The organism is Nocardioides alkalitolerans DSM 16699, assembly GCF_000426525.1.
GTDB classification, from domain to species: domain Bacteria; phylum Actinomycetota; class Actinomycetes; order Propionibacteriales; family Nocardioidaceae; genus Nocardioides; species Nocardioides alkalitolerans.
Genome location: NZ_AUFN01000002.1, coordinates 23,797 through 39,510 on the forward strand (window position 1 = coordinate 23,797; position 15,714 = coordinate 39,510).

A 15,714-nucleotide genomic window follows, 5' to 3' on the forward strand; every position below is an offset into this window, starting at 1 on the left:
ACCAACCCGCAACCTGCGGGTGGTCCCAGAGTGAGAAACAAGTCGGAGCTCGGCCCATGGAGCGGGTGTGTGTCCCAAGGTCACGCGATCGCGAGGCGAGCGGTCTCAAGCAGGCCGAGCATAACACGGCTGGTGGCCTCGTACTCGCTGGGGTCGACTCCCACGCGCAGACCGAGGTTGTCTGCAGCGAGGCGAACGGTTCGCGCGACCGCCGCGGCTTCGCTCGCTCGCCGCTCCAGGTGGTGCAGTCTCCATCCGCGGGCGCCGATGCCGTCAAGAGCCTCGAGGTCGTTGATCCGGCTCCGGACCGCGTGCTGACGGCGTCGATCGCCGAAGCTGCTCTCGACCCCCCGTGGGCAGCAACCCGGATCGAGGCATGCGAGGTCGGCTCGCAACTTCTTGAGTGCGCCCAAGTCACGAGCGGCGTTGAGCGAGATTGAGCGGCCCAGAACATCGATGTACGCGCCGGTGTACCGAGGGCCGTCGCCGTCGTTCCCGGGCGCGCGGTTACGACGCTCGCCCGTCACGTCGTAGCGCTCGCTCGCGCACATTCCGACCTCGTACCCGGCGGCACCGAGGGCAACCGCGAGCGGGCCACTCTGCCCCGCGTGCCACGCGATGAACTTGCCCTCCCGAGCTGCGCGGCGCCAGATCCGACTGTTCTTGTGCAGCGACGCCTCGGTGATCTTGGACGATCCAGAGAGGCCGAGAGCGAACGGTCCAGTCGCGACGGCGGCGGCGCCGGAGATCACGCGGCCGGAGTAGTTGCTCCACTTGTCGCCGTCGAGTCCTGCCCGGTGACGCGCGATGCTGACGACGGGAAACACGTCGTAGTTGAGTCGCAGGTCCTCGCGGACGTAGTGATGCGTCTCTTGCATCAGGGCGCACGCAAGCTCGATCTCGAGGTCGCTGAACCTCTCCAGGTGGAGGTAGGGCGGGATGATCGCCGTGGCTCCATGGTCCAGCTCGAACTCCACGATGTTCTCGATGAGAGCGCGTCGCCCAGTTGAACTCCGGAGCTCGTCCAGGGTGACCGCGCGGGAGTGCGCGAACGGCAACTTGGCCCACGAGTCGTCCGCGCCCTGTGTGGAGAACAGAAGGTTGGTCTGCGGGTCGACAAGCATCTGCACGGCCGCGGCCGTCGTTGCCTCGGCGAACGCTGTCGTGCGCACGACAGCTGTGGCGTCCACCACGACACGTCTGATGTACCTCGCGCGGCGTGGCCCGAGAGCACTGGGAGCCGTCAGCAGCTCCTCGATGACACGGTGATCGTTGTGACGCCCCCGCAGTACAAGTTCGCTCATCGGGCCCTCCTTGAGTCCTGAGCTCGTCGCCGGGCACGAACTCTAGCACGAACTCTTGATGGTGTTCGCGGCGAATTTCGTACCGCACTTCGGTATGCACTTCTGGCGTGGTTGACCTAGGCTGCTGTCCTAGCGCCCTGATACCGGGAGAAGGAGATGCAGAGATATGACCTTTGCGCAGGCATCGCAGGAAAGTGCCAGCAACCAAGGTGTTGCTCGTGTCATTGCGCGGGCGCGAGAACAAGCGGACCTCTCGTCTGCGGACTTGGCGCGCATCGTGGGGGTGGGGGAGCGCCAGATCCAGAACTGGGCCGCGGGAAGGTCTGGACCGGGTAGCAAAGAGAAGCTGCGTCAGCTACTCGACCTGCAGTACGTCCTGGATCTGGTGAGGGAGATCTACGAGGACGACGGTGCGGTGATGTGGCTACATGCCCGCAACCGAATGCTCGGCGGGGGGCGTCCGCTAGATCTGCTGGCAGAGGGGCGGACTGACGAAGTCATCAATCTCCTCGACCGAATCGCGGACGGAAACCATTGACATGTCCAACGACCGCCAGCTCGTCCGCCTCGTCGACGCCGTGCCTGTCGTTTCGATCGAAGGCAACTACTACCGGTTCACCAGTAGCCGTCGTGCCCGTACCGGATCGGCGCTAGCGGGAAGTGACGCTGGAGGGCGTTGGGGGCCGCCGAAGTCTTTCAGGGTCTTGTACTTGAACGATGATCACGACGGGTGTGTGATCGAGGCGTACCGCCACACCAGCGATCAAAGCGCCGATCCGACGGCCCCGGCCGCCCGGTTGGCCCTGATCTCGTGCGAAGTCAACGTCTCGAACATCGTCGACCTTCGGGGGGCGACGGCTCGCTTCGATCTCGGTCTGGAGGCGGCGATCTTGATGTGTGAGCCGCAGGGCCACGATGGCGTGGCCTATCAGGCGTGCGCGCGCATCGCAGCAGCGGCTCACCAGCTTGGTCGACGCGGGATCCTGGTGCCCTCGTCGACCGGACGGGGGAACACCTTGGCGCTGTTCACCGACCAACTTCCCGATGAGGAGAAGCCCTCGCGCGTGGGTGGTGTTTCTGAATGGGAGGGCCTCCCCGCCGATCCCCGCCGGCTGCGCATCATTGGCGGCGAGGCCTGACCTCTCGTAGGCCTGAGGTGCTCGGGCGCGATGAGCACGCTAATTCTTGTCAGGTCGACATAATATAAATTATCGGCGGTGCCGTTTGCGCAGGTCAGACGCCGGGCCAGACTCGTCTCGGCCACGGTAGTGACGTCGAGGATCCCGCTGCTTGGAGGCTTGAGGGCACAAGGGTGGTGCTGCTTCGATCGCATCCCTCTGTGCCACGGGACACGCGGCGATTCGTGCCAGCTCGAAGCCCTTGCGACTAGACAGGACTGATGCTACCTTTTTGGAGCGGACCCGCCCCACTACTCGTGGCAAGGCGGGTCTTGCTGCGTCTTGACCTAGTTCACGGGTAGAGCCTCCCGCGCAAGCTGGCCTTAGATCTGGTCGAGGGTGCCAGAAATCCCAAGGTAATGGTTGAACCAATTCCACGCGAACTGATTTCCCGCGTGCTGGTTCAGATTCATGTAGGCGACATAGGCGACTAGGTCAGCCATCTGAGTCCATTGGGACATCCTGCTGTCGTGATAGGCCGGGTCCTCGATCACGTGACGATCATCCAACTTTAGAGACCGGTGGGCGTCTCGGTAGCGCAGGTCCTGGCCGTCCATCGTGATGAAGCCGTACGCGTCGGACGCGCGAAGTTCATGGTCGAATCGGCTGACCAGCGCTGCATACACGTCATGCTTCTCGTCGTTGTAGGCCGTCCCCCGGGCGGCGGTATGGCGATGCACTGCTCCGACGCGGATCTCAGGACAGTCTCGGATGACCTCCAAGCACAGTTCACCGACCTCGCGGCCGAGATCCTTCCATCGGATCGTGCCATCAGGATTCGCGAACCGCACTGGCGGCGCTGCAGTGATCTCGCCGCGACCCTGAAGGAACTTCGTGGCGTGCAGCTCGGTGGACACGTGAATCACGTAGTCGGTAAAGAGTCGCTTGCGCAGATCGAGCCATGCTCGAAGGCCACGGCGCCAACCCTCCGGACTCACCTCTACCCAGCCATAGACGATCCAGCCGCGGTCCTCCACACCGGAGTCATCGACGTAGATCATCCGGGTCATCTCACCCATAGCGTCAGCACCACCAGGTCACCGTTCGTGCCCGCGAACGGTTCGGGGCTGGAGTCTCGTAGGTTAGCCGCACCCGGGCCACGAAAGGCGCCTTTCGGTTCCGGTGGTGCCACTTTGGCAGCGCGGGTGCGATGCGAAGACCGTTCCAACGTCGCCAGCTCGCACGCCTGCCGGGATCCACTATCGGAGGAGTCTCGCCCCAGCCAAGCGGCGCGCCCGCCGGTTACCTAAACGCCTCAGCGCCGTTTCCCGCCAGGTACGGTAGGCCACGGGTATCAATTTTTGTCCGATTACTCACACCCGGGTCGCAGCCGCGAGGGTATCGGCATGAACGAATTCGCTGGCGCGGTCGACCTCGAGGCCGAGAAGTTGCCCCTTGTTGTTGATGTGCAGATCAATCTGCCCCGCCACATCTGTTGGCAGATTTAATCGCAGCACGCGTGTTACGTCCGTCCGCTCGTTCGAAGTAAGCGGGGCGCGTAGCAGATCTTTGGTCGCGTCAAGGTGGACGGGATACTGCCGTCGTTCAGTGCGGCCGCCGGCATCCACGGCTAGGGCGCTCATTATGTTCGAGGCTCCGATAATTTCTAACCCCAAGAGATGCCCGTCCTCATCAAGATCGACAACGATGTCGGCCGCTAGGTCAGTCGGACTGACCAAGTCGTCAAGGTTCCGGCGCGCCTCCCCGTTTTCAATCTGCTCCTTCAGGTACATATACGCGCAATCCGCCTCGGTATCGAATTTAATCAGCACGTCTTTACCTCTTTCCGTTCCAACCGCACGATATAACGCAGCCCCTTTGGTCTGTCACTGCCCAGACCCTCCTGCCCCTGTAATGCCACGTGTTCGGCTTATTGCCCCGCGATTTCCTGCCGGTCCTTATTGCCTGGTAGACCATATCCTCGGAGATTCCTCTCTCCTCCATCCGCTCCCGCGCATGGTCTGAGAAGCAATTGTGCACCAGAACTGGGTGGTCACTCGCGGTGCCGTCCGGTGAAGATGGGACAACGTAGTACGTGTGGATACGGTCGACAGTGAGGTTGTGGACCGCCGCCATGCGTACGGTTTCGGAGAGCCTGGTGACCTCGATGAGCTGGCCGTCATCGCTGATCAGCAGATCGCCGACCTCGAGGTCGCCGGCGTTCGTCCAGCCCCTCGCCTTGACCCAGAAGGGGTGGTTGCTGGTCGCGGTGACCCACTCAGTTTCGCCGTCGGCGTCGGCGTCGGTCCCGAGCCGTACGAGAGCCTTGAGACCCTCACCCAGGATCAGGTCGGTGACCTCCTCTGCGGCGGTCTCACCCGTCGCGGGGTCGGTCGCCAACACCAGATCGCCTACGTCAACGTCCTCGATCGGCTTGGTCGACCCATCAGCGAGCAGCACTAGCGTCCCTGGGACGAAACTGTTGCGACAACGCCTGCCTGATCGCGCCCGGCGGGCTGCGCGAGAGGCCGCGCGACCTGCGGAGCGCGCGCTTCTGGCGGCCTTGTATCCCTTGTACGCGCGATACCCGCGCACGGCCCAAGCAGCTTGTCCAATTCCGGGGACGAAACCAGCCGCCGTGAGAGCAATGTCGACCCGGTGCTTCTTGACGAACTTGGCCGCCTTCTTCAGTCGCCTCTTTGCCTTCTTGGCGGCCTTCTTGACGAACTTCGGAACCCCCCATTCGCCGTCAAGGTCAGTCATGTTGACGGGGTCCGTGGGGTAGACGTACGTATTGTCGTTTCCGCCGCGAACGGGGTCCATGGAGAGGAAACGCCCCGTGGCTGGGTTGTAGAGGCGCGCGCCCATTGTTGTCAGTCCGCCAGTGATGCCCTGATTCTCGCGCTGGTTCTGCCCGAGCCAGCCGTAGCGACCCTCCACTCCGGGAGAGTTCTTAGCAGCGCCGTACTCGGTGTATTCGGTGTAGCTCTCGAGGATTCCTGGTCCCGTAGCGTTGGTCCCGAGGTCAATCGTCGCGGTGATGTCGTCGTGCAAATTGACGATGTTGAGGCTGATCTCCCCGGCCTGGTCCTGCGTCATCGAGAACGAGCCGGAAGCGGCTGCGATGAAGCGCTCCCAGGAGTCGGTCCAAGGGGCCGCGCCGTTGGGTCGCTGACGGGTGTGCGTCCAGGCGGGAGAGTCCTCAGTGTCCGAATAGTGGTGGGTCGTCTCTTGCAGGGTCGTGGCGTTGCTACTCGTGGAGGTTGTTGACACACGCCCGGAGGCGTCGAGGGTAAAGGTCTGCGCGCGGGTGATGGTGCCGGCACCGCCCGCGGGATCAGGAACCGTCTGACTAAGGGTCTTCACCATGTCGTCGGGGTGGTACGCGAGCGTGAGATCGCCTGCGGTCGCAGATGTCGAGCGGTCGGTGTGGCCCTTCGGAACCGTGGTGGTGCGGCCCAGATTGTCGTAGACGTACCCGGTGATGCTGCCGCCCGTGAGGCGGTCAGCGGCGTCGTATGTGTAGGCGGTCGTTGCCGGGTTGAGGTCGGTCTGACATGCGCCTGCATTGCCCGGGCCGTACGAGTTCAGGGTTGATCGGTTCGAGTCAGGCGTGAACGTGTAGGTGCGGCTAGTGCACTGTCCCGCGGCATCTGTGTCACGGACATGCGCGAGGCGATCTCGGCTGTCGTAGGTGTAGTTCACCGTGCCGGTGGGGCTCGTGCCGGAACGCACGCGGCCGTCGGCGTCGTAGGTCTGGGTGTAGGCAATGACGGGGCTGGTGCCGCCACTTGTTGTGCGCGTATAGGAGAGGTCGGTTGCGTTGCCGTCCATGTCGTAGCTGGTCGTGGCGGTGTATCCGCCGGGATAGTTTTCGACCAGCAGTTTGCCGTCGTGGTTGTACGCAGCGGTGATGGTGTCACCATCTCCTGAGGTGAATCCAGTGTCGAGGCTCGTCACCAATCCACGGCGTTCGGTCTTACCCAAGGCGTCCGTGCCGTCGTAGGTGTAGCTGTAGGTGCCCTTACCGTCGCTGAGCGACGCGAGTCGACCGTCAGTGCCGTAACTGCTCGTGGCCGTGTTGCCTACGCCGTCAGTTTGGGTGACCACTCGACCCCAAGAGTCGTAGGTCGTGGTTTGTGTGCTGGTGCCGTTGCTGACTGAAGTGACCGCACCCGTGAGCTCGTGATAGCTGGTGGCCGTCGTGAGGTTCTCTGTTCCGACGGTGGTCGTCTCCACCGTGGGTCGAGACTGAGCATCGAGCTGCGTCACTACGACCCGGGTCGCGGATCCAGACGACTCTTCCTCGCGGACGGGAACGGTGAGCATCGAGTAGCCGGTGGTGCTGTCGGTCGGAACGGGGGCGCCCACGGCGGGTGTGCCAGCCGGCCGGACGACGCACACGAGCCCTGCCCACTCGGGCTTGTCACCGCATGCGGTGATGGAGCTGGCACCGGCGGTGTAGTAAATCGTCTGAGTGGTGCGCGGGTCGGACGACGTCGCAGCGAGGCCATTTGCCATCGCGGTAACCGCTGGCGTGCGGGATTCCGTGATGTTGCCCTGCTGGTCGTAGCGGGTCAGCGAGACAGCCCAGCCCGGCGTGGGGCCCGTAGTGATGGATGGGTCCTCGACGAGCACCCGGGTGGGTGCCTTCAAGGTCCAACCATCACCGTCTGTTGCGGTCAGCGGGTGGTACTGATTACGGCTGCGGGAAAGGTCGTGCCGAGTGGTCGATGCATCGGCGGGGTAAGACCCAACGACAGCACTTGTCTGTTCGATCTCGAGGTCGTAATCCCCTTCGGGGATACCGGTGGTGGGCCGCCCAGGCATCAAAGACGCTGGGGCTTCGTCGTCATAGACGGTCTCAGTCAGAGTGCGACCCATGAAGATGGAGCCGTCCTCTAGGACGACCTCCCGGCTAGGGGAATATGTCGCCTCTACTCGCGTGCCTGCACTGTTGTAGACCGTGTGTGAGGCGTAGAGGTCAGCTGCCGTTGCGGAGAGCTCGGCGTTTGCACCTCCGTCCTCGAGGGCGCGGTCGCGACCTTCAGCGTCCAGATCCCAGACGATGTTGCTCTTGGCGTCATAGCGCTGGGACTCGATCAGCCACTGCCCCGCCCCGTAGACCGCCTCGTTCGTGGTACGGCCCTTCTTGTCGAAGTAGGAGATGGTCGCGTACGACCAGTCGCCTGCAGCAGGAGAAGCGTTGCCGGTGTAGTCGGGCTCAAACACGGCTGTCGCATAGATGGGCGCGGCGTCCGCAGGCTGGCCCCAGGCGGGGGTCGCGGTCGATGTGAGATCCGGGAGGCCGTCACCTGACAGGGGAACGTTGTACTTGACCCGCCAGGTTGCTTTGGAGGACGTGCTGACGAGGGGATCGTGTGCGCGTTCGACTGTGGTCAGACGACCCTGGGTGTCGTAGGAGAACTCCCACGGGACCACGCCGGGCTCGTTGATGGTGGCGACCATCTTCTTCGGTGACGAGCCGACTGTGATGTCGGTGTAGGTGAACTCCACCTTTCGCGCCGAGGTGCCGTCTCCGAGGCGGGGGTCCCACGCTGCAGTCAAGATGTTGTCGTTGTTGTAGGCGTACTTCGCGACCGGAACGGACACCATTTCTGCGGTAACCGGGTTGGGTCGCCCGTCGGTGCCTGGCTTGGGGTCCCAGATGCGCAGCCGGACCTCGGTGAGCCGCTTCGTCCCGGTAGCGCCGGTCCCGTTGCCGGTGTAGATCATTTCAAGAGCCCTGCAACCACGCACAAGGCTCGTAGGGCTGCAGCTGACGCCGCTGGGTGCGGGCGCAATGATCCAGGCCGTAGTGCCATCGGCGTTGTAGGCGTAAGTGGTGGTGGAGTTGCTCTCAGGGCCCCTCACCGACTCGGTAACCCAGGTGTAGCCGGTGGCGCCCGTCGAGATCCTCTTGAACGTCGACGTGGTGTTCTCGGTGTCGACGATGACGAGGCGGTGGGAGACACCGGGCTCACCTGTGACGGGATCCAGTCTCACTCTGTCGCCAACGAAGGCGGTCTCGCCAACGCCAAGGTAGAGGCCCGTCTGTTGCGCAGCTCGAGTCCCGGATTCGTGTGCGTAAACGTATGTGCTGCCGGAGTTGTCGTTGAGCTGCAGGGTGCCGTCGAGGTTGGTGCGGTCGACGAGGGTGAAGCCCGCAGCGCCATATGAGGGGCCGCTGAAGTCTCCGATCCACCCGGGTCCGAACACGGACTGCGGGCCGGTGGTCTCGCCCGCAAGTGTTAGATGCTTGCGCCCGATACTGATTGGCTCGCCATAGCCGGGAACCTCGATGTCGGCCCCGCCGACACTCATCTCGCCGGTTGCGAGCGCAACTGCTGCCGGCCCAACGGCCTGGGTAGGAAAGTTCTCCCCGAACGCGGATTTGATCACGTTCACCCGCTCGAAAGGCGAGTCCTTCGTGCCACCGCCCGGGTAGGTGAAGCGAACTCGAACCTGCACGAGTGCGCCCAGGTCGATGTCATCTTCACCCCGTGCATCCCACAGAACGCGAGGAGTTTGCGAGATGGACGTGCCACTTGGAGCGGTAACAGTTCCAGTCCAGGGCGATCCGGTCTCGGCGACGTCCACCTTGGTGGCGTTGGTCCAGCCGGTCGTCGTGTCGCCTTCGGTGGTGGGCGCGACGCGCCACTGGACGGCGGCGGAGGTGGCGCCTTGGGGGGCGGATGCCTGGACGGGGAAGGTAGTCGAGGAGGTGGTGTCGGCGACGGGTTCGTTGAGGCCGGCGGCGCCGGTGCCGAAGCCGTAGGTGACGCGGCTGGTGGGGACGCCGGCGGAGGAGAAGCCCTGGGCGACGACGTTGGTCCAGCCAGTGGCGGGAACGGGCACGTTGATGCTGGAGGTCCCGCCTGCGGTGGGCCGGGTGGAGCCGGCAGATTCGCCGTTGACCTCCCAGCGGACCTCGACTGCGCCGGTGGTGTTGACGGCGCAGGTCGTGGAGCCGCTCGTGTTGGGGAGGGTCTCGTACCAGGTGCCGTTGGCGTAAGGCCCGCAGTTGTGGTTGGTGTTCATGACCGGGGCGACGTTGTTGACGCGGAAGGTGCGCCATCCGGACCAGGGGCCGATGCCGCCGTTCTCGTCCTCGCCGCGGGCGCGGATGACGTAGATCTGGCCGTTGGTGAGTGCGGCGCCGATCTGGCAGGACTCTGCCTGGCCGGAGCTGATCCAGTCGGTGAGGCAGGTCGAGACGACGTTGCCGGCGGCGTTGTTGAGGCGGACCTCGTAGCGGTTCTGGATCCAGGTGCCGTCCTCGTCGACGGAGGCGCTGACGAAGGTGGGGCGGCCGGTGGAGACGTTGAGGACGTTGTTCCAGGTCATCCCGACGCCGAGCGCGAGCTTGGGGATCGAGGTGTAGGAGGGGGCGGCGTTGTAGGTGACGCGCAGGTAGGGCTTGTAGGCGGCGGTGTTGCAGACGTTGAACGCGGTGGAGGTGTTCATCGAGCAGAAGCGGCGCTCGAAGGTGGCGTCGGCGTTGGCGGGGGTGGCGAGGCGGACGCCGCGGTTGGTCCAGTAGCCGTCGGCCCAGTTCTGGGCGATGGGGGTGACGTTGACCTCGGTGTAGCCGGGGCCGGCGTTGGTGCCGGTGCAGTTGGTGCCGCCGCGGTTGGCGGAGTGGGCGGTGAACTGGGTGGAGTGCACGGCGGGCTGGGTGTTCCAGGCCATGTTGCCTTCGGTCCAGGTGCCGTTGACGCCGTGGACGTTCATGGTCTTCGCCGCGCACGAGCCGGCGTAGTACTGGTAGAGGCCGAGGTGGGCGCGGGCGATGTCCTTGCCGACCAGCGGCGCGGTGTTGAAGTGCAGGTAAGACTGCGCCTTGTTGGCGTTGCCGCCTGCGGTGGTGGGGCCCACGAGGAGCTTCATGTCGGAGCCGTTGCCGCCGTTGATGTCGGGGCGGACCCAGGTGTCCTGGACCTGGGTGAGGCGGTCGACCTGGGGGTCGATGACGACGGGGTACTCGATGTCGTCGCCGGTGAGGAAGCCCTCGGGCGGGGTGACGGTGAGCTCGTGGGCGGTGACCTTTTCGGCGCCGGTGCCGCTGGTGCCGGTGGCCTCGAGCTGGACCTCGAGGGGGACGGTCTCGTCGGGCATGCCGGTGGCGTCGGTGGTGGAGTCGTCCCACGCGACGAGCTCGGAGGTCGCGCCGACCGCCTCACCAGAAGGGTCGGTGAGGACCAGGCCGTCGGTGTGCACGTCGGGGGCGAGGGTGGGGTCGGCGGCGAGGGCGTCCTCGGTGGTGATGAGGTTGGCGCCACCGGTGGTCCGGAGACCGAAGGTCACTCCCCCGGTCTCGATGGCAGTGGTCTCAGCGGGCGTGAGCTCATCGTTTATCCGCACCCACGCCGAGGCGCCGGCGGTGGTCATCGCGACGACCAGGTCCATGGACTCAGAGATCTCGTAGGTCGCGACACCACCCTCGACGCTCGGCTCGCCCAGATCGCCGCCGGGCCACGTGATCGCGAGCGCGGCGCCGTCGTCGAACTCGACCCGGGCAGCTTCAGGCTGCCCGTTCCAGGCGCCGCCCACGATCACCGTGGCCGGCGACGCGGCGGGGGCGTAGCGGCCGCCGTCGATCTCGGTGAGCGTGTAGTCCACGTCGACCCACGACGGCTCGGCCTCGCCGGTCTCAGGATTCATAGCGTCGCGCTGAATACGGACGGGGCCACCGAAGTCCTCCAGCGTCAGGGCGCCGTCGGGCTCGACCACAGTGGTCGCCGACTCGGTCCGAGCCGACATGTCCTCCACCGGGAGATCGATCTGGCGGGCGAGCAGCGCGGCCGACACCCGGTCGGGGCGGTCCGGGATGCCGTCGCCGTTGGAGTCGTACAGAGTTGCCGGATCTGGCTCCTCAACCGCGGCAGCCGCAGGCGGGTCCAGGATCAGCTCGTTCGTCGTGAAGACCATCGCGAGCAACGCGGTCGAGGCGACACCGGTCGCCAACCAGCGTGGAATCTCGACGCCGCGAGTAGTAACAGGCAGCCACATGGCCACTCCCCCAAGATCGGCCCGGACCCTCCCCAGGCAAGCATCGGAAGTAGACGGCCTACCCCTCGGTAACGAGGGCGCGATTCTCAGGAACAGTTAAGAAATGACCCGATCGGACTACCCGCGAAGTGCTCCCGTGGGGAGAGATCCCCATGCGGCGCATATAGTCCCCATCACTCCCTTCGCTGCCGAAGTCATGCCGGAGTCGCCGAAGTCGGTCGGTGCAGTCGCCGGTCGTGCCACCCCTGAACCATGTGCTGGACGATGGAAATAGGGATGGCGAGCGCTGCGCCGAAGGCCAGCGACGCACCGAAGGTCAGGGGAAGCTCCCAGGTCGGGCTGAGCCAGATGACGACGACGACACCGCCGGCCGTCAAGGCTGCGGCGACGAAGCCGAGACGGACGGCCTTGGGGTCGGGGTCGGGGCGGACGTTCAGGTAGTCGGTGACGTTGACGGTCGCCCGGTCTCGCAGACGGCGAGCAATCTGAGCATCCATCGCCTTAAAGCTCTCGGCGAGCTCGAGGTCCTCACGGATGGCTGATCGCAGACGGCGCCGGTAGTCCAGGGCGAGGGCGAACATGCTGAGGAGAACACCCGTGCAGGCGGCGACAGCGCTCACAACAGCCAGCACTTCTTGCTCCCCAGGTCTCCGTGGTGAATGCACCGATGGACAGCGCGTCGGATCGCGCGGTCGTCGGGCAGTGAAGCGGCAGGTTAGCGACCCGGCGACGACGTTGTGCAGACTTCGAGTTGCGGTCTAGAACAGCCCCTCGGGTGGTGGCTCGTACGGCAGTGGTTTGCCCTTGGCGGCGTGGTTGGCGGTGTCGTCGGGGTTGGCTGCTGCAAAGGGGCCGTCGGGGTCCATCAGGATGGCCATATGGTGGTCGGCGTGGTCGCGCCACCACACGCTCATCCCGGTCGTGGGATCGAGGCGGAGGTGTTCCCAGGCCCGCCAGAGCGCCTCGAGACGGATGATGGCCTCGGGGAACTCCCACCAGCGGGCCGCCCAGACGCGGCTGCGGCCGTTGATGGAGCGCCGGTAGGTGCCGATGAGGTACTCGCGCACGAACTCGTCGACCGAGCCGTAGTACAGCTCGTCGCCCCCGGCAGCAGCTGCCCCGTCCGGGGGGTCTGACTGATCTGGTTCGCCGACCATGTCTGCGAGCTCGGGGTCGACGTCGCCGGCTCGGTCGACGTCGAGGTCTGCGTCGGCCCAGTCATCGGCCCAGTCATGGGCCGGGGTGTTGGTCTCGGTGTCGGCCCGCTCGCTCATGTGGGCGCCTTCTCGGTCGACACGGTGTCGCCGGCGACTAGCTCGTCGACGCCGGTGTCGACCTTGTGCAGCGTCACCGCGGCCTGAGGGTCGTGGGCGGCGATCGAGGCGCGTACGGCGGCCGCGTGCGGGCCGGCCATCCACGGGTTGAGTCGTATCAGGGTGGGCCGGTTGCCGGACGCCAGCACGACGGCGCGACCGCGCGGCAGGGCCGCGAGGTCGGCCACGTCCATGATCCGTTCGCGCTGCAGCTGTCGCGAGACGCTGCGGGTGCCCTTGCCGCGCGACGTCGATGAGGTGACGCGGTCGTAGTCGCCGATGAGGCGTGAGAGGTTCTCGAGGAACTCGGTCTCGGCGACACCGCCGCCGTAGACCTTGACGTTGGCGGCCGACCACAGCTTGGTCATCCCGTCTCTGCCCCAGACCTCGACGCCTTGGGACCAGGACTGCAGGAACGTCATGAGCACGATCCCGCGTGAGCCGTAGTGGGAGTAGAGGTCGGGCAGCTGGCGCCAGCGGCACACGTTCGCGGCCTCGTCGAGGACCCCGACCATCGGCACCGCTAGGCGCCCGCCCGCCGATCGGGTGGCCAGGTCTTCGGCGGCCTCGACGACGGCCGCGGTCAACGCCATCACCAGCGGCCCCGCGGAGCCCTTGCCCTCCTTCGACAGCGAATACAAGGTGCCGCCGCCGGCCACGAACTCGGCGGGGTCGAAATGCGACCGACCAGACCCGCCCGCCCCGGCACCAGCGGCAGCACCGGTGTCGGTGCCGGTGTTGGTGTTGGTGACCCAGCTGGCGATGTGCCGGTACGTCAGGCACGCCGCCATCCGTCGGGCGGTGGAGTAGATGCCGGCGCGTTCCTTGTCGGCGGTGGTGGCGATGCCGGCCATCTGATCCGCGGACAGCGCGAAGTCGTGAGCACGCAGGATCTCGGCCGGCTCCTCGTTCCCGGGCCGGGTCAGCCACGTGTAGACCTGCGTGATGGGCCGCTCGTCGAGGGCCGCGGCCAGCAGGCAGCACGAGAGCAGCGACTCGCCCTGGGTCTCGAAGTGGCCGTCACTGCGCTCACCAGTGCTCGCGGCCGCGAAGTGCTCCGCGAGCTTCTCGGCCCGGACCTCGTCGGTGACGTAGGACAGCGGGTTCCACCACCAGGTCGGCTCCTCGAGCGCGACGCCTTGGGGATCGAAGACCCACACCGGCCCGGCCGCAGAGCGCACGTCGCGGGTGGCGTCGACCAGGTCACGCTTGTTCGAGGTAGCCAGCACCGCGCCGGGGGCGGCGAGGATCGGCGGGATCGCACGCGAGCTGGTCTTGCCGGTGCGAGGCCCCGCGACGTCGAGGTGCTGGTCCTCATACGACCCGAACAGCTCTTGCCCACCGGCGATGGCCGTCCCGATCGGCACCCCCGGCGACGGGGCGCCACCAGGGGCGCCAGGTGCATGGGTGGTGACGTTCAGCCGTGCGGCGCTCGCGGCGGCGCTCTTGCGGGTCAGGCTCTCGATGTCGCGGCCGCGGCCCATGTAGGTGCTGGCGGCGTCGACACGTGAGCGTCGACGTCGTCGACGACGACTCGACACCACGAGCGCCATGACGATGGCGAGCCCCAGGGCGAGCAGGCCGCCCAGCACCCAGGTGCCGGCGGTCGGCCAGGCCAGGTCGCCGGCGACGACGGCGAACACCACCTCGAACGGGTTCGCCGGCACCCGTGTCGCGGTGCCCTCGAGCGCGTAGCCGACGCGGATGCCGACGTTGACGCCGCCCACGGCGAGCACGACCGCCGCCACAAACAGGGCCATGGCGATGACCTCGGCGCCCGAGCTGGCGCCGGGCTCACGTCGCCGGTCGTTCCGGCCGGTGCTACGTCCGCTCATGACGGCTCATCTCCGCTCGAATAGTCGTGCAGTTACCCATAGAATTACTGAATGCGGTCGCGCAACCAGGTGCTCGGATTCACGTTGTCTTCGTAGATCGAGCCGTTATTGCTGTGTATTTCGAAATGCAAATGGCAACCGGTGGAATTGCCCTCGCTGCCGACCTCGCCGAGCTGCTGACCGGGCGTCACCTGCTGGCCCGCGGTGACGTTGACCGCCTGCATATGGGCGTACCAGCTCGCCGTGGTGTCCGGACCGGTGACGACCTTCACCAGCCACGGGCCCGCCCAGGACTGGCCGGTGTCGATCTCGACGACGCCGGCATGCGCGGCCAGGACCGGGGTGCCGCACAACACCGAGAAGTCGGTGCCGGTGTGACCACGCGCCCAGTTGCCACCGTCGTTGCCCCAATTGCCCCGGTCCGCGTCGGCCAGGTGCGCCGGCACCGGCCAGGTCACGTCGCCCACGGCGATCGGGGCCGTGCCCGCGTCCGTCGAGCACTCCGACGACGCGGTGAGCGCGCCCGCGATCGCCTCCGGACTCAGAGGCACCCCGTTCACGGTGCCGGCGACGGTCTGGACCATCGTGACGGCCTCTGGCCACCACCGCTCGTAGTGGAACGGGTCGGCGTTGCGCTGGGTCTTGTGGGCCGCCATGGTCGGCTCCATCGCCTCCCAGCCCTCGACGCGCACGAGTGCTCGGTAGAAGTTCACCGAGCTCCTGACCGGGTCCATCCGGTCCTCATAGGACCCCCAGGCGCCGTTCGCGCGCTGCTGGAACAGGCCGCGGCTGTCGGGGCCTGCGGTGTCGCCGTAGTCGATGACCCGCAAGCTCGATTCGCCCATCGCGGTCATCACGGCGATGGTCTGAGCGCGCAACGACAGCTCGAGCGCTGCGCCGGTGCGGATGATGGCGACGGCGTTGCCGACCTGCTCGGCGTCCCACTGCCCGACGACCGGGGGCAGTGCAGCGTCGGCGTCGACGTCGATGCCGGGGCCCAGTCCGCCGGGTCGGCAGCTGGCGTCGGCGTCTGCGCCGCCGGCGGTGGCGAGCAGCGCGAAACCGAACACCAGCCCGGCCACCAGCACCACGGGCGCGAGCAGGATCGCGGAACTGCGCTGGAGGTCCATCA

10 protein-coding genes are annotated in these 15,714 nt (G+C 66.2%); 2 read left to right on the plus strand and 8 right to left on the minus strand.

Annotated elements, in window-relative coordinates:
* Window positions 1-80: 80 nt before the first annotated feature.
* Window positions 81-1,304, minus strand: coding sequence for a hypothetical protein (locus K329_RS29160; protein WP_052336197.1), 1,224 nt, complete (start codon window positions 1,302-1,304; stop codon window positions 81-83).
* Between the two features lie 166 nt (window positions 1,305-1,470).
* Between K329_RS29160 and K329_RS29165 the strand changes: the two genes are divergently transcribed.
* Both K329_RS29165 and K329_RS0100440 read left to right on the plus strand, forming a co-directional pair.
* Window positions 1,471-1,842, plus strand: a complete 372-nt coding sequence (locus tag K329_RS29165; RefSeq protein WP_052336198.1) for an antitoxin Xre/MbcA/ParS toxin-binding domain-containing protein — start codon at window positions 1,471-1,473, stop codon at window positions 1,840-1,842.
* 1 nt (window position 1,843) lies between these two features.
* Complete coding sequence (locus K329_RS0100440) at window positions 1,844-2,443, plus strand: RES domain-containing protein (RefSeq protein ID WP_084540882.1); 600 nt, start codon at window positions 1,844-1,846, stop codon at window positions 2,441-2,443.
* Between the two features lie 362 nt (window positions 2,444-2,805).
* Here the strand turns inward: K329_RS0100440 and K329_RS0100445 are convergent, their stop codons facing one another.
* The 7 genes from K329_RS0100445 to K329_RS0100475 form a co-directional block, all read right to left on the minus strand.
* On the minus strand, window positions 2,806-3,501 hold the full coding sequence (locus tag K329_RS0100445) for a DUF3800 domain-containing protein (protein WP_028471523.1): 696 nt from the start codon (window positions 3,499-3,501) through the stop codon (window positions 2,806-2,808).
* A 294-nt stretch (window positions 3,502-3,795) separates the two neighbouring features.
* Entirely contained in the window at window positions 3,796-4,254 is a 459-nt protein-coding gene (locus K329_RS23580) for a DUF2283 domain-containing protein (RefSeq protein WP_043641727.1), read from the minus strand.
* Between the two features lie 4 nt (window positions 4,255-4,258).
* The gene (locus K329_RS0100455) at window positions 4,259-11,434 is read right to left on the minus strand and encodes a DNRLRE domain-containing protein (RefSeq protein WP_245596393.1); all 7,176 of its coding nucleotides are present in this window, start codon (window positions 11,432-11,434) and stop codon (window positions 4,259-4,261) included.
* 194 nt (window positions 11,435-11,628) lie between these two features.
* Entirely contained in the window at window positions 11,629-12,015 is a 387-nt protein-coding gene (locus K329_RS0100460; protein WP_157571502.1) for a hypothetical protein, read from the minus strand.
* Window positions 12,016-12,192: 177 nt separating this feature from the next.
* Complete coding sequence (locus K329_RS23585) at window positions 12,193-12,708, minus strand: DUF4913 domain-containing protein (RefSeq protein ID WP_245596392.1); 516 nt, start codon at window positions 12,706-12,708, stop codon at window positions 12,193-12,195.
* A complete protein-coding gene (locus tag K329_RS0100470; RefSeq protein ID WP_028471526.1) occupies window positions 12,705-14,582 on the minus strand; it encodes a type IV secretory system conjugative DNA transfer family protein in 1,878 nt (625 codons plus the stop codon). The genes K329_RS23585 and K329_RS0100470 overlap by 4 nt, the downstream gene beginning before the upstream one ends.
* 44 nt (window positions 14,583-14,626) lie before the next feature.
* On the minus strand, window positions 14,627-15,712 hold the full coding sequence (locus K329_RS0100475) for a M23 family metallopeptidase (protein ID WP_028471527.1): 1,086 nt from the start codon (window positions 15,710-15,712) through the stop codon (window positions 14,627-14,629).
* Between the last annotated feature and the right edge of the window lie 2 nt (window positions 15,713-15,714).

What these genes read in the sequence shown, in the direction of transcription:
- K329_RS0100445 (WP_028471523.1), bottom strand. Translation starts at nt 3,501, where the DNA reads ATGGGTGAGATGACCCGGATGATCTACGTCGATGACTCCGGTGTGGAG.
- K329_RS29165 (WP_052336198.1), top strand. Translation starts at nt 1,471, where the DNA reads ATGACCTTTGCGCAGGCATCGCAGGAAAGTGCCAGCAACCAAGGTGTT.
- K329_RS0100470 (WP_028471526.1), bottom strand. Translation starts at nt 14,582, where the DNA reads ATGAGCGGACGTAGCACCGGCCGGAACGACCGGCGACGTGAGCCCGGC.
- K329_RS0100455 (WP_245596393.1), bottom strand. Translation starts at nt 11,434, where the DNA reads ATGTGGCTGCCTGTTACTACTCGCGGCGTCGAGATTCCACGCTGGTTG.
- K329_RS0100475 (WP_028471527.1), bottom strand. Translation starts at nt 15,712, where the DNA reads ATGGACCTCCAGCGCAGTTCCGCGATCCTGCTCGCGCCCGTGGTGCTG.
- K329_RS29160 (WP_052336197.1), bottom strand. Translation starts at nt 1,304, where the DNA reads ATGAGCGAACTTGTACTGCGGGGGCGTCACAACGATCACCGTGTCATC.
- K329_RS23585 (WP_245596392.1), bottom strand. Translation starts at nt 12,708, where the DNA reads ATGAGCGAGCGGGCCGACACCGAGACCAACACCCCGGCCCATGACTGG.
- K329_RS0100440 (WP_084540882.1), top strand. Translation starts at nt 1,844, where the DNA reads ATGTCCAACGACCGCCAGCTCGTCCGCCTCGTCGACGCCGTGCCTGTC.
- K329_RS0100460 (WP_157571502.1), bottom strand. Translation starts at nt 12,015, where the DNA reads ATGTTCGCCCTCGCCCTGGACTACCGGCGCCGTCTGCGATCAGCCATC.